Source organism: Stratiformator vulcanicus (assembly GCF_007744515.1).
In the GTDB taxonomy this organism is placed as follows: Bacteria; Planctomycetota; Planctomycetia; order Planctomycetales; family Planctomycetaceae; genus Stratiformator; species Stratiformator vulcanicus.
Map to the genome: position 1 here is coordinate 2,054,542 of NZ_CP036268.1, position 23,162 is coordinate 2,077,703.

Annotated in this window: 18 protein-coding genes; 12 read left to right on the forward strand and 6 right to left on the reverse strand. The window is 59.4% G+C overall.

Annotation, left to right across the window (positions count from 1 at the left end):
* The first annotated feature begins 272 nt into the window (after window positions 1-272).
* On the forward strand, window positions 273-1,988 hold the full coding sequence (locus Pan189_RS08000) for a hypothetical protein (RefSeq protein ID WP_145363413.1): 1,716 nt from the start codon (window positions 273-275) through the stop codon (window positions 1,986-1,988).
* A 130-nt stretch (window positions 1,989-2,118) separates the two neighbouring features.
* Here the strand turns inward: Pan189_RS08000 and Pan189_RS08005 are convergent, their stop codons facing one another.
* Window positions 2,119-3,093 (reverse strand): aminotransferase class IV, encoded by a 975-nt coding sequence (locus Pan189_RS08005; protein ID WP_310821235.1) that lies wholly within the window; start codon window positions 3,091-3,093, stop codon window positions 2,119-2,121.
* Between the two features lie 190 nt (window positions 3,094-3,283).
* Between Pan189_RS08005 and Pan189_RS08010 the strand changes: the two genes are divergently transcribed.
* From Pan189_RS08010 to Pan189_RS08025, 4 genes are all read left to right on the forward strand, one after another.
* Complete coding sequence (locus Pan189_RS08010) at window positions 3,284-4,222, forward strand: NAD(P)-dependent oxidoreductase (protein WP_145363415.1); 939 nt, start codon at window positions 3,284-3,286, stop codon at window positions 4,220-4,222.
* 36 nt (window positions 4,223-4,258) lie between these two features.
* Complete coding sequence (gene dapA / locus Pan189_RS08015) at window positions 4,259-5,149, forward strand: 4-hydroxy-tetrahydrodipicolinate synthase (RefSeq protein WP_145363416.1); 891 nt, start codon at window positions 4,259-4,261, stop codon at window positions 5,147-5,149.
* Between the two features lie 139 nt (window positions 5,150-5,288).
* Window positions 5,289-6,620, forward strand: a complete 1,332-nt coding sequence (locus Pan189_RS08020) for an ATPase, T2SS/T4P/T4SS family (RefSeq protein WP_145363417.1) — start codon at window positions 5,289-5,291, stop codon at window positions 6,618-6,620.
* A gap of 164 nt (window positions 6,621-6,784) precedes the next feature.
* The gene (locus tag Pan189_RS08025; RefSeq protein ID WP_145363418.1) at window positions 6,785-7,042 is read left to right on the forward strand and encodes a hypothetical protein; all 258 of its coding nucleotides are present in this window, start codon (window positions 6,785-6,787) and stop codon (window positions 7,040-7,042) included.
* A 130-nt stretch (window positions 7,043-7,172) separates the two neighbouring features.
* On the opposite strand, the gene Pan189_RS08030 is transcribed toward Pan189_RS08025, so the two are convergent.
* A complete protein-coding gene (locus tag Pan189_RS08030) occupies window positions 7,173-8,945 on the reverse strand; it encodes an alpha-keto acid decarboxylase family protein (RefSeq protein WP_145363419.1) in 1,773 nt (590 codons plus the stop codon).
* 319 nt (window positions 8,946-9,264) lie between these two features.
* Here Pan189_RS08030 and Pan189_RS08035 point away from each other — a divergent pair, with 319 nt between their 5' ends.
* Window positions 9,265-11,220: a hypothetical protein gene (locus Pan189_RS08035; RefSeq protein ID WP_145363420.1), complete on the forward strand. Its 1,956-nt coding sequence runs from the start codon at window positions 9,265-9,267 to the stop codon at window positions 11,218-11,220.
* Window positions 11,221-11,397: 177 nt separating this feature from the next.
* On the opposite strand, the gene Pan189_RS08040 is transcribed toward Pan189_RS08035, so the two are convergent.
* From Pan189_RS08040 to Pan189_RS08055, 4 genes are all read right to left on the reverse strand, one after another.
* The gene (locus Pan189_RS08040; protein ID WP_145363421.1) at window positions 11,398-12,801 is read right to left on the reverse strand and encodes a 6-phosphofructokinase; all 1,404 of its coding nucleotides are present in this window, start codon (window positions 12,799-12,801) and stop codon (window positions 11,398-11,400) included.
* 274 nt (window positions 12,802-13,075) lie between these two features.
* The gene (rpmA, locus tag Pan189_RS08045) at window positions 13,076-13,330 is read right to left on the reverse strand and encodes a 50S ribosomal protein L27 (protein ID WP_145363422.1); all 255 of its coding nucleotides are present in this window, start codon (window positions 13,328-13,330) and stop codon (window positions 13,076-13,078) included.
* A 158-nt stretch (window positions 13,331-13,488) separates the two neighbouring features.
* Complete coding sequence (locus Pan189_RS08050) at window positions 13,489-14,328, reverse strand: hypothetical protein (RefSeq protein WP_145363423.1); 840 nt, start codon at window positions 14,326-14,328, stop codon at window positions 13,489-13,491.
* 238 nt (window positions 14,329-14,566) lie between these two features.
* A complete protein-coding gene (locus tag Pan189_RS08055) occupies window positions 14,567-16,090 on the reverse strand; it encodes a serine/threonine protein kinase (RefSeq protein WP_145363424.1) in 1,524 nt (507 codons plus the stop codon).
* Between the two features lie 176 nt (window positions 16,091-16,266).
* Between Pan189_RS08055 and Pan189_RS08060 the strand changes: the two genes are divergently transcribed.
* The 6 genes from Pan189_RS08060 to Pan189_RS08085 all read left to right on the forward strand — a co-directional run bounded on the left by Pan189_RS08060 (window position 16,267) and on the right by Pan189_RS08085 (window position 23,149).
* On the forward strand, window positions 16,267-16,509 hold the full coding sequence (locus Pan189_RS08060; protein ID WP_145363425.1) for a hypothetical protein: 243 nt from the start codon (window positions 16,267-16,269) through the stop codon (window positions 16,507-16,509).
* Window positions 16,510-16,517: 8 nt separating this feature from the next.
* Window positions 16,518-17,930, forward strand: a complete 1,413-nt coding sequence (rimO, locus tag Pan189_RS08065) for a 30S ribosomal protein S12 methylthiotransferase RimO (RefSeq protein ID WP_145363426.1) — start codon at window positions 16,518-16,520, stop codon at window positions 17,928-17,930.
* Between the two features lie 72 nt (window positions 17,931-18,002).
* Window positions 18,003-18,662 carry a CDP-diacylglycerol--glycerol-3-phosphate 3-phosphatidyltransferase gene (gene pgsA / locus Pan189_RS08070; RefSeq protein ID WP_310821238.1) on the forward strand — a complete coding sequence of 220 codons (660 nt, stop codon included), beginning with the start codon at window positions 18,003-18,005 and terminating at the stop codon, window positions 18,660-18,662.
* 118 nt (window positions 18,663-18,780) lie between these two features.
* Window positions 18,781-19,749 (forward strand): AAA family ATPase, encoded by a 969-nt coding sequence (locus Pan189_RS08075; RefSeq protein ID WP_145363428.1) that lies wholly within the window; start codon window positions 18,781-18,783, stop codon window positions 19,747-19,749.
* An 8-nt stretch (window positions 19,750-19,757) separates the two neighbouring features.
* Window positions 19,758-21,053: a DUF58 domain-containing protein gene (locus Pan189_RS08080; protein WP_145363429.1), complete on the forward strand. Its 1,296-nt coding sequence runs from the start codon at window positions 19,758-19,760 to the stop codon at window positions 21,051-21,053.
* Complete coding sequence (locus Pan189_RS08085; protein WP_145363430.1) at window positions 21,050-23,149, forward strand: transglutaminase TgpA family protein; 2,100 nt, start codon at window positions 21,050-21,052, stop codon at window positions 23,147-23,149. Before Pan189_RS08080 ends, Pan189_RS08085 begins: the two co-directional genes overlap by 4 nt.
* Window positions 23,150-23,162: the final 13 nt, after the last annotated feature.

The following is a 23,162-nucleotide window of genomic DNA, read 5'->3' on the forward strand; positions in this document are numbered from 1 at the left end:
CGAGGGAGGTATCAATGGATAGATCGAGCGCAGCTCGCAATTTTTCAAGCGTGCAGAGGGGTTTGGTTTCGATCACCCGTCAAAATAGATACTCGCGATGAACCATCGAATCGTCATGCGTGATTTGTGCTAATTGAGAAGTCACACGGCTGCATGGCGGCATGGACGATCGGTCCATTGTGCCCTTGATGAAACGACTGACACGAAGTTCCTGACAGACGAAGGACCGCAGGTTTATGAATCCGCTGAAAATTGTTTTCTGTGTCGCACTGATGGCGACTCCGCTAGTTGCCGCCGCTGGGGAGACGCCCAGCGAACGACTGCTGACCCAGCAGGTCTACGCCTATTTCTCGATCCCCAGTGTCGATGCGCTGAAGGAGCGATTCCAGGAGACGAAATTCTCCGGACTGTTCGAAGAACAAGGCATCAAAGACTTCGCCGCACAGCTTGAAGATAAGTACAACGAAGCCGCGTCGAATCTGCAGGAGAAGCTCGGGATGTCGGTCAGCGAATTGCTGGCGATTCCTTCGGGCGAATTTGCGGTCGCGGTGACTCGACTCGAGGGATTCGAAGTCGGAATTATCGCCATGATCGATTACGGCGATAGCGGCGACGCCGTCGACAAGTTCTTCGAACAATACGAAGAGGCGGTCGAAGAAAAGGGTGTCACATGGTCCTCGGAGAGCTTCGAAGGTACCGAGATCGTGACCTACGAATATCCGCAGGACGAAGACGCCGAAGCGGATGCTCCGGTGAAGGCGCCTTCGGGATTCTCGATGTTCCGTAAGGATTCGACCCTTGTCATCGGGAACACGCCGGCGGCTTTGGAATCGGTCCTGGTGCGTTGGGACGGAGATCACCCGGAGACGTTCGCCGGCAACGAGGTCTATGACTACGTCCTGCAGCAGACATCGATCGGCGATCGTGCCCCCGCAATGAAGTGGTTTGTCGATCCGGTCGGCGGGATCGAAATCGGCATTCAAGCGAATGCCGATAAACTGCCGCAGGCTCAGATGGCCCTCGGCTTCTTGCCCGTACTCGGACTTCGCAACATGCGGGGTTGGGGCGGCAGCGTCGATCTGGCGACCGAAGAATTCGAATCGGTTAGCCAATCACTGCTCTACATCGATCCGCCTGTGACCGGCGTGCTCGGCCTGTTCTCCTTCCCGGAGACCGACCTCTCGGTTCCCGATTGGGCGCCCAACGAGGCCACGGGCTACGCCGGCATGAATTGGGACGCGGAGAAGGCCTACGACACCGTTCGTAATCTCTACAACATGTTCCAAGGGCAAAACGCGCTCGAAAAATTGGTCGACACGTTGGCCGATTCGCCGACCGGCCCGTCGATCCACATTAAGGATGACATCGTCGACCAGATCGATGGCCGAATCCACGTCGTGAATTTTCCTGTTGAGTTGGGCGAAGACGAGTTGGGCGAGACCTCGCTGCAGAACGTTCAGCAGGACATGATCGTGGCGATCGACGTCGTCGATGCCGACAAGATGAAGTCGCTGATGAGCAAAATGGCTGACGGTAATACGTTCCCGGGCAAAATCCGCGAATTCGAAGGGCAGACGATTTACGAAATGCCGAACCAGGCCGCGGCATCGGGCGGGCCGGAGAGTTTTGCCGTGACCATCGCCAACGATGCGATCGTAATGTCGACCGACGTTAAGCGGGTCGAATCGATGCTTCGCGGCGTTGATCGCGCCGACCGCCTCGCCGGTGATGGCACGTACCAGCGGGTGGCATCGCACTTCCCTGTCGAGGTCTCGATGGTCGGCTATCAGAACGCCGATTCGCAGTTGAAACCGTTCTGGGAGATGTTCCGGACCGATAAGGTTCCCGGCGTCGATGTCAAAGAGGTCGATTTCACGAAACTTCCGCCGTTCGAAGTCATCCAGAAGTATCTCGCCCCGTCTGGCAGCTATGTCATCACCGACGATAAAGGGGCCAAGTTCGTGAGCTTTGGCGTCCGTCCTGAATGACTTTCGAAGGCACTCGTAATCTGGTTTCGAGTCGCCGGAGCACCGACAACTATCGAGCACGGCCGGCAATCGTCGGCCGTGTTCTTTTTAGTTGCCACGCCGGTCTGTCGATCAATGAGGGAGTCGGATTCTAAGAGCCGAGTTCTGCAATCACACGAAATTGATTGGCGATATCGACACCCACTTCTTTGTTCCATGCTCCGAGCAGCGTGTGATAGATCGGTCCGGCTGTTTCGTCTCCGATCTTTGACCCGTTCAGCCGCGTCACGGGAAGTAGGCAGTAGACGGTTGATGCGGTGAAGATTTCATCGGCGGACAACAAGTCGTTGATTTGCAGCGGGACTTCTCGACAGGTCAGTCCGAGCTCAACGGCCAATTCGCGTACGACTCCGGCACTGATCCCGTCGAGTCTCGAATCTCGCGGCGGTTCGCACAGCGCTCCGTCAATCACAGCGAACAGACACCCGGCCGCCGTTTCCGTCACGACGCCATCGCCGCGGACCAAGAGCGAACGGGCTCCCGGCTCCGATCGGGCGGCCTCGTGCTCCGCGAGATACCAGTGCAGCCGATTACGCGTTTTGATCTTGGGAGAAAGCGTTCCCGGCGGGACGGCCTCGATCGACGGCACGATGAGATGCTGACCCAATTCGAACAGTACCGCATCACGACTCGCGCGGATCGGAAACGCATAGACGCAGAGCGTCGGCTCTTGTTTCGCAGATCCGGTGGTGATCGTCCCCGGGTCGTAGTGACGATTCCTCCCCGGAGAAGCAAAGACCGAAACGGTCAGGTCGTGCTCGACCGTCAGACTCGCACCGCGTCGGCTGATCGCTTCAGCAATCAATTCCGCGAGCTGATCACGTTCGACCCGCAACGGCACGTGAGCCAACTTTGCCGATTGCTCGAACCGGTCGAGGTGAGCATCAAGCCGAAACGGCTTATGCCGAAATGTGCGAATAATTTCCGTGATCGTCACGCCGGAAGTGATCGCGAAGTCATCGATCGGCAAAACCGCGTCAGTCGGCTCCACCCAGGAGCCATTGAGGTAGACCGTTCCGGGGGGCGACTCCGCCGCAGCCAGTCCCTCTGAATCGCCATTTGGCATTGCCTCTTCCTCGACGCGCGCTGTTATCTCCAAGCCATCCGCTGCCGCAGGCACCCCCCGCGGCGGGACCGCCGCCATGACCGTGTGACTTGGCGTTGGTCGGCCGATATACTTGCGGCTCGCCCGATGTATCATGCCCGACCGGCGCGTCATTTCCAGCCGTCGCAATCCGTCAAACTTTCTCAAGCACATGGAAACCGATCGCGAATCGAATACGTCGTTCTCCCCCGGCCATACCAAGGTCGGCTGGGTGGGAACGGGTGTGATGGGATCGTCCATGGCCGGTCACCTGATTGACGCCGGCTACTCGCTGACGGTTTTTAATCGCACGAAATCAAAGGCCGATTCGCTGGTTGAGCGCGGGGCCACTTATGCCGATACGCCGGCGGATGTCGCGGCCGATGCGGACGTGATCTTCACGATTGTGGGATATCCCGAGGACGTGCGCGGCGTTTATCTGAGCGAGAGTGGAATTCTTGAAGCGGCGAAGTCGGGAGCCACTGTTGTCGACATGACGACCAGTGATCCGAGCCTCGCCACGGAGATTCACGAGGCGGCCGCAAAGAAGCAGATCGCCAGCATTGATGCCCCGGTCTCCGGCGGCGACGTCGGGGCGAAGAACGGCATGCTGTCGATCATGGTGGGCGGAGAAGCGCAAGCGGTCGAAAAGGTGATGCCGCTGTTGGAATGCTTCGGCAAGACGATCGTTCGTCAGGGCGGGCCGGGTGCCGGTCAGCACACGAAGATGGTGAATCAGACGCTGATCGCGACGAACATGATCGGCGTTTGCGAGGCACTCCTGTATGCCCGAAAAGCCGGACTTGATTTGGAAACCGTCCTGAAGTCGGTTTCTGGTGGGGCGGCGGGAAGTTGGTCGCTTTCGAATCTCGCACCGCGGATCATCGCGGGCGATTTCGCGCCCGGTTTCTATGTGGAACATTTCTTGAAAGATATGGGCATCGCGTTGGCCGAAGCCCGGCGGATGAACCTCGCACTTCCCGGCTTGTCTTTAGCGGAGCAACTGTATCGCGCGGTCGCGGCCCAAGGGCACGCCCGATCGGGGACGCAGGCGCTGGAACTCGCCCTGGCGGAATTGTCGGCGGTCGAGTGGCCGGTTACGAAGTCATAAGTTGGAAATCACGACGACGGGATCTCGGAGAATTTCATGGGAAATAAGGGAAGTCAATTTGCCGGGGTCACCGTTGCGCTCGTGACGCCCTTCAAAGACGGTGCGGTCGATGAGGCCATGCTGCGGAAACTGGTCGACTGGCACGTCGAAGTGGGGACCGACTGCATCAGCCCCTGCGGGACGACCGGCGAAAGCCCGACCCTCTCACACGACGAGCACGAACGGGTGATCGCGATCGTGTGCGAGCAGGCAGCCGGGCGAGTAAAAGTTATCGCCGGCACCGGGTCGAACAGCACCGCTGAGGCCGTCCGGCTGACCGAGCGAGCCAAGGCCGACGGGGCCGATGCGGCGCTGATGGTCGCGCCGTACTACAACAAGCCGACGCAGGAAGGCTTCTATCAGCACTTTCGGACGGTGGCGGATACGGTCGATTTTCCGATTGTCCTCTACAACATCCCCGGTCGAACGTCGAAAAATATGGAGCCGGAGACGATCTGTCGGCTCGCCGAATTGGAGCAGGTCGTCGCGATTAAGGAATCGACCGGCTCGATCGATCAAGCGTCCGCGATTCTGGCCGACTGTGATTTGACGCTGCTCTCGGGCGATGACAGCATGACGCTGCCGCTGATGTCGATCGGAGGCAGTGGTGTCGTCTCCGTGGCGGCGAACATTGTTCCGCGCGAAGTGAAGGCCCTCGTCTCTTCCTTTGCCGAAGGGAATGCGGCGCAGGCGAAGCAGATGCACTGCAAGCTCTTCCCTCTATGCCGCGATATGTTGTCGCTGTCGACGAATCCGATTCCGGTCAAGACTGCGATGCGGCTGTTGGGGCATGAAGTGGGCGACGTTCGGCTTCCGCTTGTGCCGCTGACCGAGGTAGAGATTGCGACATTAAAAAGAACACTGGGTTCGTTCGGGGTGATGGGCTGAGTTACGTCGCCGTGAAGGAACTCGCCCGTCGATGACCCGCCTTGCGGGCGCGAGGTCCGAGTGGCCTGTCGACTGAGACTTCGTTCGAGTGAATTGTTGCCGTGACCTGTTGTGCTGATTTGTAGTACGGGGAGATGCCGTGGCTGGTCGACGTAATCCGTCCGATGATGATTTTGACGACGAATTCGAGGACGAAGGCTTCGAAGAGGATGAGGATGTTGACTACGTCCTCTTTCAGGGAGCGCTCAACGGCCGCACGCCGGACCTGTCACGCCATGCGCGATTGACACAAGCCGCCTTGATGCCGGCCAAAGACTTAATCACCGATGCGCTATTGCGCCGCGCGGAGATGATTCTCATCGAACCGCGCGGCAATGCCGCGATGATTCGTCTGTTTATTGACGGCGTCGCCTATCCCGGCGGTCGAATGCAGATGCGTCAAGCGGCGGCCGTTAGTCAGATGCTCAAGTTACTGACCGGCCTGAATCCTCAGACGCGCGATCGCAAACAGCGTGGCGGCGTCAAAGCGGAACTCGACGAAATTCCCTACGAACTGCACATCGACTTCGAACCGTCGAAGGGCGGCGAGCGACTGACGATTCGGTGCAAGAACCTCAAGCACAAGCCGGAGAAGCCGTCGGAACTCGGCCTCCACGAAGCACTCCGTGAGAAAATTCGCGAAGTATCGGGCAGCAATAACGGCTGTCTGTTCGTAAGCGGGCCGCCGATGTCGGGGGTCAGCGCTTCGACCATCGGCGTGCTGAAATCGATCGACGTTTATATCTACTCGATTTTCGTCCTGGAGAGCCTCGGTGAAGAGGTCCCCATGATGACGCCGTTCGAGAAGAACGAAGAGGAAACGCTGGAAGCTCAAATCGAACGGTGCCTGCGGCGCGAGCCTGACGTGCTCTACATTGGCGAATTGGACGGCGAGGAGAAGCTCAATATCGCTTTTCAGTACGCGGACGTGACGTCGATTGTTTCGCAGTTCGCCGCGGCCGATGCCGTCGGCGGGTTGGCCAAACTTCTAAAGATTTCGGGCGATTCCGAAGCGGTCGCGAAGAACGTCGCCGGAATTATTTCTCCGAAGCTGGTCCGCAAGTTGTGCGAGAAGTGTCGCCAGGCTTTCCGTCCCAACCCCAAAATTCTTGCGAAGGTGGGACTTCCGCCCGAGACGAAGCTCCTCTATCGCGCCGCAAAGCCTCCCGCCGAGGACGATCCAGATGCCGAACTCTACGAGCCGTGCGAGAAATGCGGCGGCACCGGTTACTTCGGCCGGGTCGGCATCTACGAGTTCCTGATCATGTCGGATGCGGTCAAAGAAGTGGTTCGCGGGAGGCCGGACGGGGCGAAGATCCGGCAGTTGATGAAGTCCGAGGAGATGCCGACTTACCAGCGCGAAGGGCTTCGCCTTGTGGCCGACGGTGTGACGACGTTGGAAGAATTGCAGAGAATCCTGCGATCGAAGTGATCGAAAGGCCACGCTTTTGGGGCTTGGTTGGCCGATTTTTCCGGTCTTGACGATTCGATTGAAAGTGCGGGCGTCCTGCAGTCGATACTACCGGTAGAACCGCCTCTTGGCGTTCGATTCGGTACAACTGGCGATCTCACTCGGGACTCAAGGACATCGCACGGATGAAACTCACACCGTGGAAAATCCGAAGCGTAGCGGCGGCACTCGTGCTGTCGGCAGCCCCGTTTGCGATGACCGGCTGTCAGTCGAGCGTTGCGGGACAAACGCTGCCGTCGCCGTGGTATCTTCGTGACGACGTGCAGTTCTATCCGGCCGGGCCGGAATTCCTGCTGCCCAACCAGGTTCGTGCTCTCGAAGAGTACAAACTGCGTCAGGCGGCTGAAGAAGCGGGAATCGATCCGGGGCTGGAAGGCTTCTAAAGTCGGTGCCCGCGATCTGTCATGACTGGCAACGGCATGCTGCCTGCGAATCCGCAGGCACCGCCGTCGGAATCCGCGACATGCACGCCGCAATCTGCTGCGAACGCGGATGAGCGGCTGTGCCTCGTGATTAGACCTGTTTCGACATCCGCTCGGCCAAGCGCGTCAAAGCGGGGCTGACGTCGTCCGGTTTGAGGTGGACGTTCAGAATGCTGAACGCGTCCTCGTTCGCCATGGCGGCCTTGAGGGCCTGATCGAGTTCGCCCTCGGTGCGGATTTCGAATCCCCATCCGCCGCCGAGCAAATCGGGCATGCGGTGATAGGCCCAATCGGGGATATCGTTGAACGGCCCCTCCTGCAGGAAGCGCTCCGTCGTGTAGCCGTGGTTATTCAGCACGACCACGATGGGGTTGAACCCGAGTTTGAGGGACGTCGACAGTTCCTGCCCCGTCATCTGAAATGCGCCGTCGCCGACCAGAACGAGCGGACGGAGCGACCGATCGGCAACCTGCACGCCGACTGAAGCTGGCACTGCAAACCCCATTGATGTGTAATAGGCCGGGCTCAGAAACTCTGTGTGCTGATGGATCGAGAGGTCGACCGACCCGAACAGGGAGTCGCCGACATCCGCGACCACGACCATCTTCTCGTCCAACATCGCATTGATCCGCCCGAAGAGTTGGCGGACCGTCACGTTCGCGTCGGGCGAAATTTCGTATGAATCGAGCGGTGACCCCTCGTTCTTCGGCAACTTTCTCTTCTTCATCTTCAAGTCGGCCTCGGCGAGACCGCTCACGAAGTCGGACAGTTCGACGTCGTGAAAGTGATGGTGAGAAATGCGCAGCTTCTCGCTGGTCGCATAGACGCAGCGTCCTGGGTCGAGCCGCGCGGTGTAGATTCCGAGGTTGATGTCAGTCATGAAGCAGCCGAGCAGAATCACGCAATCGCTGCCTTCGACGTACTCTCGAACCGACGCGCGACCCATCGCTCCCTCGTAGACGCCGAGGTACAGCGGATGTTTTTCGCTGACCACCGATTTGCCCAGCAGCGTCGAGCAGACCGGAATCGAATTGCGTTCGGCAAACTCCAGAACGGGTTCGCGCAAGCCGAAGCGATGCGTCTCGACGCCGGCGAGAATGACTGGTTGGGAGGCTCCCGCGATCATCTCAGCGGCTTCGTCGAGAGCTTCGGATAACGCCGCGGCATCACTGGGATGCGTCCGGCTCAACGGAACGTGAGGGTACAGAGCTTTGGTCTCAACGCGGTCTCTGGGTAACTCCAAAAAGACGGGCCGTTTGTAGCGCACGGCCGCTTCGAGGCACCGGTCGATTTCACGAAACGCCGTCAACGGATCGTCGAGTGAAGCGTTGGCAACCGTGATCTTCTCGAAGACCTGACGCTGAGTGTCGAAGTCGCGGACGCGGTGGTGCAGGAGTGGGTCCGATGTTCGCTCATCGACTCCCGGGGCGCCGCTGATCACGACGACCGGCGACTTCTCGGCGAACGCACCGGCGATCGAGTTGCACAAACTCAGCCCGCCCACGCAGTAGGTCACGCATACGGCTCCGAGGCCGTGGACCCGAGCGTAGGCATCGGCCGCGTAGCCGGCGTTGTCTTCCCGCGTGGTGCCGACGACTCGGATCGGGCTTTCTTCCAGCATTCCGTAGAAATTGAGCACGAAGTCGCCCGGAATGCCGAAGACGTCGTCCACCCCGTACGCTTGGAGCCGGTCGATCAGGTAGCCGCCGATCGTGTGCTGTTCATCGCCGGAGGGCTTTGCCTTCTTCGCTCCGGCTGACGCAGATTTCGATGCCTTTCCGTTCGTGTTTTTCTGCTTCGAGACCTTACTTGAAGTGCTCGGCTCAGCACGTTTTTTCGGGTTGGTCGCCGTCTTCCCTGCCATTGTCGGTGCTCCTGCGTGCGGTGCGATCGAATCGACAGCCCGACCAGTTCTCGCTTGAGGCGGCGACGGTTTGATCGGCCGACCGTCACCTGATGAAATTCTCCGGGGCACCATCCGAACGGTCAACCGGCAGACTGCGGCGAACCCATGGGGCGAACCGTTTTTGTTGGAGCCGTGAGCCCAGGTTTATGGCCGATTCGATATTGACCGCCGGTATCAATTGTGCCATATCGGGCGTTCTCTCCACTTCACTTCCAATCCATCGCCATTTCGGCACTTCCAGCAAATCGATCCGTCCGGATCGACAGGATGATTGCGCATGCAACGCCCCTTCACCGCGGCGCTCATCGGCCTTTGCGCGCTGATCGCGGTCGGCTGCCAGAGTCTCTCCGAGAAACGGACCGTTCGGCTCTTCGCCGAGGCGCTGTCCGAAGGCGATTACGAGGCGCTCACCGAGCGATCCTCGCCACGCTTTCAATCGGTCGCTCTGCCCGAACCGGACGCTCTGACCCATTTGAAGTCACTCTCCTTGCCGACCGGCGAGTTCGAGGTCAAAGAGATCGTCGATCTACAGGACGACGACTGGACCGATCCAGACATCCCGGAGAAAATCGTAACGGTCGAGGTCGGCAATCCTCCGCGGACCATGCGGTATCGAATCGCACGGTCCGGGCATGGCGGTCGATGGGTTGTCGACGATGTCTTCATGCGGCGGGTGAACGAGGGCGTGACCAGCACCCGCAGCGTGACCGAACAGATGACCCTGCTGCTGGCGGTCTCAAATTTCGTTGAAGAGTGGGCCGATAAAGACGGCGGGCGCGATACGTCTGCCCTCGCCGAACCGTTGGCGTCGAACTTTGCTGCACTGCCGGAAGCCCAACGCGAAGCGCTCGCGCACCGCATGTTCCACGGCTTCTCGAAGCGAAATCTCTCGCCCGAAGCGTCCATTGATGATGGGGTCGCGGTCGTCACAATGACTCGCCCCGGAGGCCGGGTCCTGCTGTCGCTCAAACGCGACGGGAACGCGACTTGGTTGGTCGACGAAATCGCGTTCGAAGATCGTGACAAAAAACTGCATCTGAATTCGCTGAATCAGGCTGCCTTAGCACTCGATGTCGGTAACTCATTTTTCGACGCCTATACCGCGGCGGACCTCGATGGTTTGCAGTCGACGGCGACGGATCGATTTTTCAATCACTGCCTGAAGTCGGCGGACCTTTCGAAGGTCAGTCTCGACGAAGCGGCTGCGGCTCGTGGTCGAATTGCACTCGATCTTCTTGACGAGAGTGCGGAATTGGTCGCGCAGACCGATGGCGGTCGCGTCGTCATCGCCTTGGATTTAGTCGGCGCCGATGACTCCTCAACCGGTCGAAAGTTTCGCGTCTCCGAAGTCACGCTGTTCTCACCCAACGATCAAGAAGAGCGGCGACTTTCCTCGGCACTCACCGGCGACGCCGTCATGCTGCTGTTTGCCGGGGCACTCGCGGATGGCGATTTGTCGCTCCTGTCGCAAACCTCGACGTACGACTTCCGGGAGCGCGTGTGGAAATACGTCAAGCCGGGTGATCTCGACCGACTTCCGTTGGATGAAGTCCGAAACTCAGCGCCAATCGTCGACCGCGTCATCTATCGTGGTCCGGTCACCGAGTACCTCGTGATGCACGGGGGCGTGGCGGCGACCTATCACCTGATCGATCAGGGGGGCGCGGTTCGCGTCAACGATGTGCAACTGGCCGTCGAGAACCGACCCCGTTCACTCAAACAAACATTGGAACACACGTTGCCCGTCATCGTGTTTTGCCGAGGTGTTGAGCAGGACGATCTCAACATGGTGCGGCAGACATGCTCGTCGGAATTTAATCGCCTGGTCTGGTCGCAGATGCGAGCGACGCCACGCGAAGCGAAAACGGTGGCGGCCCTGCTGAAACAACCCTTGGCCTCCCTCGAGATCGGAAGCGAAGCCGTCAAAGTTAAATTCGGCGACTCATCGAGCGGCGGCGCGGTCAAGCTGATTCGCGAGGGTGAAGACTTCCGCATCGACGAACTCGTCGCCGTTGCCGGGCCCGCGGCGCATCAGCAAGCCGAACTCAAGCAGGCTCTTAAAGACATGATCGCCGCCGGTTCGCTGCAGCGACGAACGCGCGGCGATGTTCAAACCAATCGGCAGGTCGTGCCTGTCGGATATACGACATCAGAGGAAATGATTGGCTTGCCGACTCAACCGGGAATCGAGCGGACGGCGGGAAAGGTCGAAACCAACCGCGCTCAACATTAATAGCGGTTTCAAATCGCTCAACATACAAGCCCGAGGCGCAAGCCGTCGGGAAAATTGCCGGTTGATCGACCATCGGCTCTGGCTGGTATTGAAATCGCTTCTAGCGGAATCGGTGCGCGACTCGGCCGATCGGCGACTCCGTCGAATTGATGGCGTTGGCGTATCGAACCGCGAAGCTCAGATGGGGTCGGGATCGATGCCGTCGGCTTCGAGGTGCTCGAGCCGTTTGTGGATGTCGACGTTTACGCTGGGGTAAACCATCGAGAGCTTTCCCGGATTGAACGCGTCGTTGAGCAGGTGTTCAACGTCGTCGCGACCGAGAGCCTGAGTGAAGATCGGCTTGAGATAAGCCCGCCCGAATTTCGATGGCTGAAATTTCTTCTCGTCGTACAGATACGGATGGAGCGTCCGGGCGTGAATCTGGCCCCAGCGGTCCCGCAGTTTGTTGGCCGCGATCGAGTCGAGCTTGAAACCGTGCTCGGGTGAGTACTGCAGCGTCGCGATATGATTGTTGCGACCGTGGACCAGTAATTCGGTCGCTTTGCCGCCGAGCTGCGTGGCGTAAAAACGGTCGAACATAATCGGGCGTCCGCCCCGCTGCGTGTGACCGACTTTACGCGTGAAAATCGCCTGCTTGGCGTTGTCGTGTCGTCGCCGGTGCTGGAAGTATCCGTCGCCCAGTCGTTCAATCAGAATTTGTTGTAGCGCTTCGCTCGCTCCGGTGAATTGAATGTTGCCGGCCGGATCGACGCTGGCCGACTTCGCGCCGAGCTGATGTCCTTCTTCGTCCCGGACGCCTTCACCGACCACGATGACCACGTGCTTTTGCAGCTCGTAGATTTCACGGACGCGCCGTTCGAGCCGCTCAATGTCGATCGGGATTTCCGGAACGAGGATGATGTCGGGCTGGCCGTAGGCTGAGCCGAGCGCGATGTATCCTGAATCGCGTCCCATCACCTCGACGATGGCGATTCGCCGGTGACTTTCGGCTGTCGTCCGGGTCCGTTCGATCGCCTGCGCAACCACAAACACGGCGGTCGCGTAACCGGGCGTGGCGTAGTTGACGATGTCGGCCAATTCGAGCTCGGTCCGGCTGTAAATGCGGGAATACTTCGATTTGTGGCCGGGTGTCTCGATGAGTTCCCAGTCGTTCGGCTCTTCGATGTAATTTAGGCCCAAATCGTTGTCGATCGTCTTGGGGGCCAGCGCGCAGGGAATGAAGTCGGAGATCGGTTGCAGGCCGTTGATCGTGCCGTCGCCGCCGACGCAGATAATGCCTTCGATCCCGAGCCGACGCAGCCGCGCCACGACCGCCTTGAGCAGCTCTTTTTCGTTCTTGTCGATATAGGTCCGCGAGGCCCCGAGAATCGTGCCGCCGATGTCGGGTCGCAATTCGGGAATCGTCGTTCGGAGCGGATTGAGCCGCAGGTGCGGGATCCGCGGGTCGACCATTCCGCCGAACCCTTTGATGATTCCGATAACCTCGACGCCGAGTTGATTGGCCCGTTCGACGACCCCGTAAATGGTCGCGTTCAACGCGGGCGTATCGCCTCCCGCGGTCAAGACGCCGATACGTCGCATAGCTCGAACCTATCCCGCGGGTAATTTGACTGAGGCGACGAGCGCGAACTAACGCAAAAACGATTTGGCCGACGACGCGACAGTGACGTTACACACGCTCAATTGCACGGAAAGCGGAGAGAAACATGACGGCGGATCGAGGGCGGGCGAGCGGACTGCGTGCGAGCCACCGTGAGTAGGGAGAATACCCACTGGCTGCGGGGGAATTCAATCGGCGAATCACCGATTTCACGCGAAAACGAGGGAGCAACGGATGAGCAGCCGCAATGTCGGCCTAAGCGACCTCAACCGGCTCAACATTGATCCGCCGACCTTTGCGGTCGAAATAGACGTGTCCGTCGCACAGGGCGAAAATCGTGTAGTCGCGACCCATGCCGACGTTCATGCCGGGATGCCACTTCGTGCCGCACTGCCGGGCGATAATGTTCCCGGCGATGACCGATTGGCCGCCGAACTTTTTGATGCCCCGTCGTTGGGCATTCGAATCCCGACCGTTCCGGCTCGAGCCCTGTCCCTTTTTATGTGCCATAGCCGTCGCGTCCGAAAATCGCTGAAAACGTCAAAAGGAATGCCCTGCGGCGAGCGGGGGAGAATCGCAGACTTCTCGCGAAATTTCAACCGAATTCAGCAATCGCGACCGAACGGAGCCGAACGTCCGATCAGTCACGGGCTGTTCGGCGCTGAACTTCAGGACCCACTCCCGAGATCGACTTTGCCTTCCTGCCGCAATTCTTCGTCGGGGAGGTAGAGCCATCGCGGGCCGCCTTTGAACTGAAATTCTTTCTCTTCTTCTTCAAATTGGTCGCCGGGCCGCCAGAAGTCTTGCACCAAGACCCGTCGCAGGATCATCGGCTGCCCGCCGGGACCCTTCATCTCTTGGTAACCGTTCGAGAACCCTTCGAGCGCGACACGGAAAAAGTCGGTTTCCGGATCGATGTTGCGCCACATGGCGACCCCGTAAATCACGTCGTCACGATCCGGCTTTTCGCCTTCGGCGAGCCGTTTCGGAATCGGTTGCACGATCGAGACGGAATTATTGAGTTTCGTGTCCTTCAGATCGCCCCGCATCTCTCGCCGCTCGATCGCGGCTTGGGCTTCGGGAATAGTCACGTCGAAGTGTGAAACGGGGGCGTCCCCATCCTGCGTGACGAGCAGAAACCGAGGAATGATCAGCGACGGACCCGGCGGATCGTCGTAGACGTTGACGGGATCAAGGTCGGGCGTTTCCGGCGGAGTCTTCAGCGCTCGATTTTTCACCCGATAAACAAGATACCAAATCAGTTCTTCGGTCTTCTCGCCCGACTTCGGATCGGTGATGCCGACGCGAATCAGCCGGGCCGGCTTTAAGTCGACCTCGAGCACCCAAAGGTCGGTTTGGGTCGTCAACTCTTCGCCTGAGACCGACGGTTCCGCCGTGACCGCGAAACCACGCTGGTTCCCTTGCGCCTGCGCGGTCGGAACGGCCAGCGATCCGACCACGACGGTCAGACCGACTGCGGCGATTGCTCGTAAACGGTTGCGAACCATAGGTACCCCGAGGTGAAAATATCGAGTCGCTTCTTCGGGTCGTGAGGGTCAGAATCCTCTGATCGTTAGGAAGCGACCTTTGATAACGTATCGGCCCGAGCCGTTCGGGGTCAACGATTGCTCGCTTAATGTCGTCGGCGAGCAACAAGTTCTGCCGTTACATACGGTAAGACCGGAGTGATCGATGGGCGAAAGCATCGGGCGTTCGCCGTGTAAGGCGATTCGAACCGCCGGCCGATCAATAAATGTCGTCGCCGGTCAGCACCTTCTCGACGGCGTCGGCCCGCTGGGCGACTTCCATCGCACTTCGCCGCAATTCTTCGGCATCGATCGTGGCACGCGGGTAATTGTCGATCATGCAGAACATTTCTCGGCCCTCGATCGTCCGAATGGCCAGTGCCCCGTGGGGTATTTCCGAATTGAGTTTGAGCGCCTCGTGAAAATACTGCGGTTCCGCATCGCAGCAGGGGCTGAAGATTGTCAGTAGGCGTTCGCCTGCCTCTGCCGGACTCGGTTCGAGATAAACCGACTGTCCGCGGCCGTTCGGCAGTCGCACGTCGATGCGATACTCGAGATCGACGCGACTCCATTTGACGCTGAAAGAATTTTCGAATGCTTCCCGGAGCAGGCTGTCGAGATCGCGGGATTGTCCGGCCGATGCCGAGATGAGATGAAACGCGTCAAGACCCGTCTGCGGTCGATTATCAGCGGCCCGGTCCATCAATCGATAAACGCATTCGGCGATCTCGAGCGGCACATCGGGAGCGAGTTCGCGAATGTTCGGAACGGGTCCGGAGACGACCCGCGAACGTAACTCCCCCAGCGTTTTGCCGGTGAACGGCGGTCGCCCGGTGAGCAAGACAAAATAGCTGACACCCAGAGCGTAGACATCGGTCGCGGGTGAATTCGGGGCACCACTGAAAAGTTCCGGGGCCATAAATGCCGGCGTGCCGACAAGAAACGGGTCTTGCCGCTGCCGCTCATCACGAACCCGTTTGGCGAGGCCGAAGTCGGTCAGCTTGGGCACACCGGTGAACGTAATCAGAATATTGTCCGGCTTGACGTCGCGGTGCAATATGCGATTGCGGTGGGCATGACCGAGGGCGTGCGCAATGCGAGCGGCGATCGTGGTCGCCCTCTGCGGGGTCAGTCGCCCTTCCTCGTTGAGCAGGTGCTTGAGAGAACCGCCGCCGACGTATTCCATTTCAAGAAAATGGTAGCCGCGTTCTTCACCGATCGCGTGGGTGGTCACGATGTTCGGGTGCAGTAGTTCGGCCGAAGTCCGGCCCTCGTCTAGAAAGCGGGCGACGTAGTCGACCTCTTCCATGACACGCGATGGCGAAAGGACCTTAACCGCACACCGGCGATGCAGGTGCGAATGCCGCGCGAGGTAGACCCGGCCCATGCCTCCTTTGCCGAGCAGCGACTGAAATTCATAGATGTGAAGCGATCGCCCCAGTTGCTTCTCGAAATCGCCCTCGGACGACGAACTCGACAGTTGTTTTGCCAGCAGGTTCGGGTGGCGACTCTCGATCGTGCGGTCAGCGTCGGGCGGCACTTCGTCGACGTCTTTGAGTGCTTCGGCGTCAGAGGCAGAAACGATGATCTCGATGACCTGATGACAATGCGGGCAATTGCCCATGTCGGAATTCGGGACGACGATATTATTGCAATTCAGGCAGAACACGCCGGTCACGGTCGACAACTGAGTCACATCGTCCGAGTAGTCTTCCTCGAAGCCGAATCCGTCGTCAGCGGTCACGCTTGGGCCCCTGTCGTTTCGGTGGAGGAAAACGTATGATCTGTCGGCATCGGTCTCTCGGCGATGAGCGTCTCGCCCCAAGTTCGAAGGGGTGGGAGATTCCTTAGATCGGATTCTGAAATTCTGACCGATTAGCGGTCAAATGTCGAGATGCGAACGTTTTCGGAGGCTGGCGAATGTCTTACGAAGAATTTTTTGAATACGTCGATGCGGAGCCATTCCATCCATTTCGCATCAGGATGGTCAGTGGCCGCACATTCGAAGTGAGGCATCCGGAAAATGTCCGGGTTAGCGAACGATCGATCTACGTGTTCCTCCACTCCGAGCAGGACGAGCGTCTCGTCGAAAAAATGGTCATGCTTGGAACGTCGCTAATCGAGTCAATTGAGCATATCGACAGCCCGGTGTCGCAGGAATAAATTGAAAAATGTTGGAACTGCCCGTAATCGATCGACCTCGTGAGGAAGCCTCAGCCGATGAGGCGGGTTCAAAGGATTCCCGAGGCAATTACGCCTTCATCAGCCTCGGCTGTCCCAAGAATTTGGTCGACAGTGAGAAGATGCTGGGGCATTTGGCGCTCGACGGTTACACCCTCGTCTCGGAGCCGCAAGGCTCAGATTTTGTGATCGTCAATACCTGCGGGTTCATCGACAGCAGCCGGGCGGAATCGAAGGCGGTCATTCAGGAGATGATCGACCTCAAGCAGGCCGGGCGAACGAAAGGCGTCATCGTCGCCGGATGCCTGCCCGAACGGTTGGGCGGGGCGAACCTGCGGGCAGAGATGCCCGAGATCGATCACATCGTCGGTGTCTTCGCGCGGGACGAGATCGCCAAGGTCGCCGATCGGCTGGTTGGCAACGTCAATGAGCAGCGCGAAGTTTTTCGCCCCGCACCGATTCGTGCGCTCGACGATCGAGCTCGGCTGCGAATCACCCCGAGTCACTATGCCTATCTGAAGATCTCCGAAGGCTGCAATCGCACCTGCACGTTCTGCTCGATCCCGATGATGCGGGGCAAGCACGCGACCAAGCCGATCGAAGAGGTCGTCGCCGAGGCCCGTGAACTGGCCGCCGACGGAGTCAAGGAGTTGATGCTCGTCGCGCAGGACACGACGTACTACGGCATCGACCTGTACGGCGAGATGAAGCTCGTCGAACTGATTGAAGAACTGGAGCAGGTCGACGGCATCGAATGGATTCGGCTGATGTACCTCTACCCGGTCAATTTCACCGATCGGCTCATCGAGAAGATCGCCACTTCGCCGAAGGTCATCCCGTATCTCGACATGCCGCTGCAGCACGTAAATTCGAAAGTGCTCCGCCGGATGTCACGCCGCGTCAATCGCGAGCGGACCGAGGCGCTGGTGCGGAAGCTCCGCGAGTCGATCGACAACCTTGTGCTGCGGACGACCTTCATCGCCGGATTCCCCGGCGAGACCGAAGCGCAGTTCGAGGAACTGGTCGACTTCGTGCAAGACATGCGATTCGAACGGATGGGCGTGTTTCCCTATTCGATCGAACCGGGCACTCCGGCGGTGAAGCTCGACGGCCATCTTCCGGAGGACGTGAAGGCGGCCCGCGTCGATCGCCTGATGCAGGTCCAACAGCAGATCGCGTTCGAGTTCGCCGAATCGCTCGTCGGCTATGAGCTCGACGTGCTGATCGATGGAAATAACGGCGACGGTTTCTCGATCGGCCGGACGTTTGCCGATGCACCGGAGATCGACGCGAACGTCTACGTCCGCGGAGCCGAGGGGCGCGAAGGCGAGTTCGTCTCGGTCGAGATCACCGGCCGCGATGATTACGACTGGGTCGGCGAAGTCGTCGCGAACGATGCGTGATTCGCCACAAGACGTTTAGCCGCGACCGCCAGGAAGCGCGGCGGAAATCGGTATGACCCCCTTCGACGACAGATGCGATCAATTATGGTCGAACCCGTGACCGAACCCCCTGAGCGAGAGCAAGCCGATGACGCGGCGCGCTCCCTTTCGGTCGCGGCTAAACGCGAATGGAACATTCCCAACGCGATCACCGTGTCGCGATTGTTCGCGGCGTTTGTGCTGTTCGGGATGATTTCGCTGACCGATGCGTGGATCACCTCTGCGGTGCTCTTTGTGGTCGCGGTGGCGACCGACGCCATTGATGGGTATCTCGCCCGGAGATGGAACCAGATCACCGTCACGGGACGGATTCTCGATCCGTTTGTCGACAAGATCATTGTGGGCGGCGCGTTCATCTTTCTGATCGAACGCAACGTCGGCGACGGTCCGACCTCCGGCGTCAACGCATTGATGACGGTGATCGTGATCGGTCGCGAAATGTTCGTTACTGGGCTGCGAAGTTTCGTCGAGCGGCAGGGGCTCGATTTCTCTGCCGACAACCTCGGTAAGGCGAAAATGGTGCTGCAGTGTGTGGCAGTGACGGTCGTGTTGCTGTCGATGTCGCCGACTTTCAGGCAATGGCCGCAATTCGTCTTGATGCGTGACGTACTCCTTTGGGCGACCGTCGCCGTGACGGCGTATAGCGGGGTCGCGTATACGGTGAGGGCGGTGCGCGTGATGCGGGCGGGCTAATTCTGGACTCACGGGGTGTGACCGGTGGGCTTTGGATCGCGGTGCGGTTTGGGGTATCGTTCGCGGCACGACTCGTGAACATCACGTACTAATCACTGCACCGGGGAGCGACTGCAACGTGGGGGAATTCGAAGCAGGCACGGCCGCCGAGGTCCATCCGGGCGTCAAAAAGCTCGCCGATCTCCGCGAGGGCCTTGCGCGGGTCATCCGCGGTAAAGCCGAGGTCATCGATCTGCTCTGCGTCGGCCTGTTGGCGAACGGTTCTGTGTTGATGGAAGACGTGCCCGGTGTCGGGAAAACGACGCTGGCCAAGGCCCTCGCACTTTCCGTCGATTTAACGTTTCGCCGCGTGCAGTTCACTCCAGACTTGATGCCGACCGATATTCTCGGCTCGTCGATCTACAATCCCAAGGACGGCTCCTTCGAGTTTCGCCCGGGGCCGATCTTCTGCAACGTCCTGCTCGCCGATGAGATCAATCGGGCTTCACCGCGAACGCAGTCGGCATTGCTGGAGGCGATGAGCGAGGCTCAGGCAACGATCGAGGGGCAAAGCCGATCGCTGCCGCGTCCGTTCTTCGTGCTCGCCACGCAGAATCCGGTCGATTTTCACGGAACCTATCCGTTGCCCGAAGCGCAACTCGACCGATTTCTCATCTATCTGCAGTTGGGATATCCCGACAAAGATACCGAGGTCTCAATTCTGTTCGATCAATCGGAGCGGCATCCGATCGACGACATCCGACCGGTCCTTTCGACTGACGAGCTCCTCGACATGCAGTCGAAGGTGAAAGAGGTTGGCGTGGAAGAGTCGGTTGCCCACTACATCGTCGAAATCGTGCAGGCAACGCGGTCCGATTCGCGGCTGCAACTCGGCGTAAGTCCGCGTGGCTCGCTGATGCTGTTTCGCGCCGTGCAGGCGGCGGCATTTCTCGACGGTCGTGATTTCGTCACGCCTTCGGATGTGCAGTCGGTTGCCGCCGCGGTGCTCGCCCATCGCGTCATTTTGACTTCGAAAGCCCGTTACAGCCACGTGACGAAATCGGACGTCGTCGACGAGATCGTCAGCGGTATCTCTGTCCCGGCCTGAGATTCACCGTGCAATATCTTCTTCAACTCATCTCCGGGCGTCGCCGCGACGGCACTTTGAAGAGTAAACGGAGAAGCCTCGTCGGATGGATGTTCAACTCGCTGTGGAAGCAGTGGCGAGATGATCTGACGCCGGCGGGAAAGATTCTCGTGTGGTGCGTTGTCCTGACCGGCCTCGGTGCCGTGACAGTGCAGATGCCGATCTACCAGATGTTCTGTGCTTTGATCGTACTCCTTTCGGGAGCCGCGACGGTCGCCGTAATGTTTCGGCCGAAGGTCGAGATCGAAGGAAGTCTGCCGGCGCGCACCACGGTCGGCATCGAAACAACTGCCGTCCTCACGGTCACGAACCGGGGGATGTTTCCCGCCTTCGATCTGTCGGTCGCGGCATTTGATGTGCCTGCAGGTCTTGAATGCGAGATCGATCAGCACATCGTCGGCCGGCTCGATCCGGGGCGATCGGTGCGATTGCCGCTGCGGATTAAACCGAAGTCGCGGGGGACGTATCAGTTGGCAGACGTGCGGGCCTACAGTCTGTTTCCCTTCGGGATCGGTCGTGCAGGCAAGAAGGGCGTCAAGCTCGATCCGCTTCTGGTGGTGCCCTCTTTTGAGCCGATGGAAAGGTTTCGCCTCTCCGCCGCGGATCGCTATCAGCCGGGGGGCATCGCGCTGAGTTCTCGGATCGGGGAGTCGCCGGAGTACATCGGCAACCGTGAGTACGTGCCGGGGGAACCGATCGGCAAGCTCGATTTCCGGGCATGGGCGCGGACCGGAGAACCGGTCGTCCGAGAGTTTCAAGAAGAGTACTTTGTTCGCGTGGCGCTGATCCTCGACACGCACATCTCCCGATTCCTCAAGGTCGGAACGACGGGCCCTCGCGATTTCGAAGCTGCCGTCAGCCTGACCGCCGCCGTCGCCGATGCACTTTCGAGCGAAGAGTACGTGATCGATCTGTTCGCCGCGGGTCCGGAGCTGTATCGGTTTCGCTACGGTCGTAGCACCGGTAACTTCGAGCACGTGCTCGAGATATTGGCGTCGGTCGAGTCGACTTCGAAAGAGACGCTCGACGTGCTGGCGAATACGATATTAAATGAGCTGAATCAGATATCGGCGGTCGTCTTTATCCTCACGGGATGGTCGCCGTCGCGACGAGCGCTTTTAGAGTCGGTTCGCGAAGCCGGTTGCGAAGTGCGCGCGTTTCTCGTTTCGGGTGATGTGAAGCTACCTCCTCCAACCGAAATTGACGCCGGCGTCGTGCGGCTGACGCCCGCGGCGATCGAAACCGGTTTCTCCGAGGGACTATGAGCGGTCAGCGCGGTTACGCCTTGCTATTGATTCTGATCGAGGCGGTCACGTTCGGCACGCTCTCACGGACGGTGATCTTCCCGACATTGGCGGCTTTGGTTGCGATCGCATTCGCTGCCGGCCCGTGGCGTTTCGAAGTCTCTCCCTATCGGCGGACCGTGCTGATTTTGTTCGGTGCGCTGCTGTTCGTGGTCAACTGGCGAGTTTCGACCCATACGCAACAGAACGACATCTTGGACTTCCTCTCGCCGTTTTTGCATGTGATTGGTCAGTTCTTGCTCGTGGTGCAAATCGCTTTCCTATTGATGAAATTCGGAGGCGATCGGATTCCGCCGCGATTCATCTGGCTCGGCGTCCTGGTCATGATTTCGGCGGGGGACATCCGGGCCTCGCGATTCGAAGCGGGCATCTTTCAATGTGCGACGATCGCCTTCGTGATCGCCTCAGCATTGTTCCTCGGATACGACCGCGCGACCGGCCGAAGCCATCGCAGGCGGGGCGCTATGCACGTCGCCGTGACTGCCGTGACGTTGGCGATCATTGCCTCCGGTGCTGTCGCGGGCGCTTTCGCATTGCAACGCTATGAGCGGACGCTTGATCGCTGGGTGGCCGATCTCTGGATGTCGACCGATGTCGGCGGTTCGGTTGGGTTTTCCGGGGAAGTAAATCTCGGCGACGTCGCGGCTCAGAAGACGCAACGATCAAATGACGTTGCACTACGTGTTGACGGCGGTGCGAGTCCCGGCTACCTCCGCGGTCGTATTTTCGATCGGATCGAGCGGTCCGCCCCGACACTTGGTTTTGGCCGATGGCAGTTGTCATGGAGGCCGGCTGAGCGTTCGGGAGATGAGGCGAAGCCGATCAAGCCGGTTCCGCTCGGCGATGATGAAGCGGTTCCGTTCGAGCCTGTCGATACGCTGCAATCTTACTCCGTCCCGAAAAGCAGCGAATCTCAAGTCCGCACCTTCGTCATTCGGATTATCGATAGCGGATTGCTCGGGCATTATTTCCTGCCGAAACACTCACTCAGCGTGGTGACGGACGACACCGAACTCGAATTCGCACCGGACCAGGTCGTTAGCAATACGGCGCTGCCGAGTGCGAGCTATTCAGCCGCCGTTGGATTTTCACCAGGTCTGCTCGAGAAGCCTCCATCGCCCGCGGATGCGACCGAAGGGAGTTTTCTGACGCTGCCCGATGCGTATTCGGAGGACCCCCGTATCCAAGCCCTAGCTGATCAGATTTTTTCGGATGCGGTCACGGTCGAAGATCACGTTCAGGCGGTCACGGCTTACTTTCAGGCGAACTATGTCTATCGCGTCGGCATCTCGATTCCTGCCAGCGAAGACCCGCTGTTGCATTTTCTAACGCGAAAGCCCGACGCGCACTGCGAGTACTTCGCCGCCGGTGCGACCGCCCTGTTACGAATGCGAGGGATACCGACCCGCTACGTGACCGGGTTTGTCGTCGCCAGCCGCAACGAACTGGGCGACTACTGGACGGCGAGCAATTCCGATGCACACGCTTGGGCCGAAGCGTATGACCCGGAGCGGGGCTGGCTGCTCGTCGAGGCAACGCCGTCGGGAGGCGTGCCGCAGGCGGTCGAGCGACCATGGCATCGCCAACTGTGGGACTATGTGAGCGTTGCGATCGGCAATTTTCGGTATGAGTTCACGCGAGGCGGCTGGCTGTGGCTGGGGCGATCGCTGTTGAGATCGCTGATGTCACTGCAGGGGTTCGCGATATTGCTGGGTTTGATCGCCTACGTCATCTGGCGTCAGCGTTCGCATATTTATTTCAGTCGGAAGACGGGCACCGACCCGTACTTGGCCCGATTGGCCGACGTGCGATCAAAGGTCGATGCCGCCGTACTCACGCTGGGCCTCAATCGCACGCCGGAAGAACCGATAAGTCTGTTCGCCGCCCGTATCGAATCGGAACTGGCGCGTCCGGATATTGCGTCGTGGTATCGCGATTACGTCGCCGTACGCTATCGCCCACGCCGCGATACGAACTTCGTTTCGGACCTCGCCCGTCGCGCAACACGACTCGAACGGCCGAAGGAAGATCGCGTGGGCGAAAGCCGATCGGCCTGATCGACTGAAGACT

Coding starts and splice junctions, on each gene's coding strand:
- Pan189_RS08040 (WP_145363421.1), bottom strand. CDS start 12,801: ATGCGACGTATCGGCGTCTTGACCGCGGGAGGCGATACGCCCGCGTTG.
- dapA (WP_145363416.1), top strand. CDS start 4,259: ATGGGAAATAAGGGAAGTCAATTTGCCGGGGTCACCGTTGCGCTCGTG.
- Pan189_RS08000 (WP_145363413.1), top strand. CDS start 273: ATGGCGACTCCGCTAGTTGCCGCCGCTGGGGAGACGCCCAGCGAACGA.
- Pan189_RS08060 (WP_145363425.1), top strand. CDS start 16,267: ATGTCTTACGAAGAATTTTTTGAATACGTCGATGCGGAGCCATTCCAT.
- Pan189_RS08005 (WP_310821235.1), bottom strand. CDS start 3,093: ATGCCAAATGGCGATTCAGAGGGACTGGCTGCGGCGGAGTCGCCCCCC.
- Pan189_RS08035 (WP_145363420.1), top strand. CDS start 9,265: ATGCAACGCCCCTTCACCGCGGCGCTCATCGGCCTTTGCGCGCTGATC.
- pgsA (WP_310821238.1), top strand. CDS start 18,003: ATGCGATCAATTATGGTCGAACCCGTGACCGAACCCCCTGAGCGAGAG.
- Pan189_RS08085 (WP_145363430.1), top strand. CDS start 21,050: ATGAGCGGTCAGCGCGGTTACGCCTTGCTATTGATTCTGATCGAGGCG.
- Pan189_RS08030 (WP_145363419.1), bottom strand. CDS start 8,945: ATGGCAGGGAAGACGGCGACCAACCCGAAAAAACGTGCTGAGCCGAGC.
- rimO (WP_145363426.1), top strand. CDS start 16,518: ATGTTGGAACTGCCCGTAATCGATCGACCTCGTGAGGAAGCCTCAGCC.
- rpmA (WP_145363422.1), bottom strand. CDS start 13,330: ATGGCACATAAAAAGGGACAGGGCTCGAGCCGGAACGGTCGGGATTCG.
- Pan189_RS08010 (WP_145363415.1), top strand. CDS start 3,284: ATGGAAACCGATCGCGAATCGAATACGTCGTTCTCCCCCGGCCATACC.
- Pan189_RS08025 (WP_145363418.1), top strand. CDS start 6,785: ATGAAACTCACACCGTGGAAAATCCGAAGCGTAGCGGCGGCACTCGTG.
- Pan189_RS08050 (WP_145363423.1), bottom strand. CDS start 14,328: ATGGTTCGCAACCGTTTACGAGCAATCGCCGCAGTCGGTCTGACCGTC.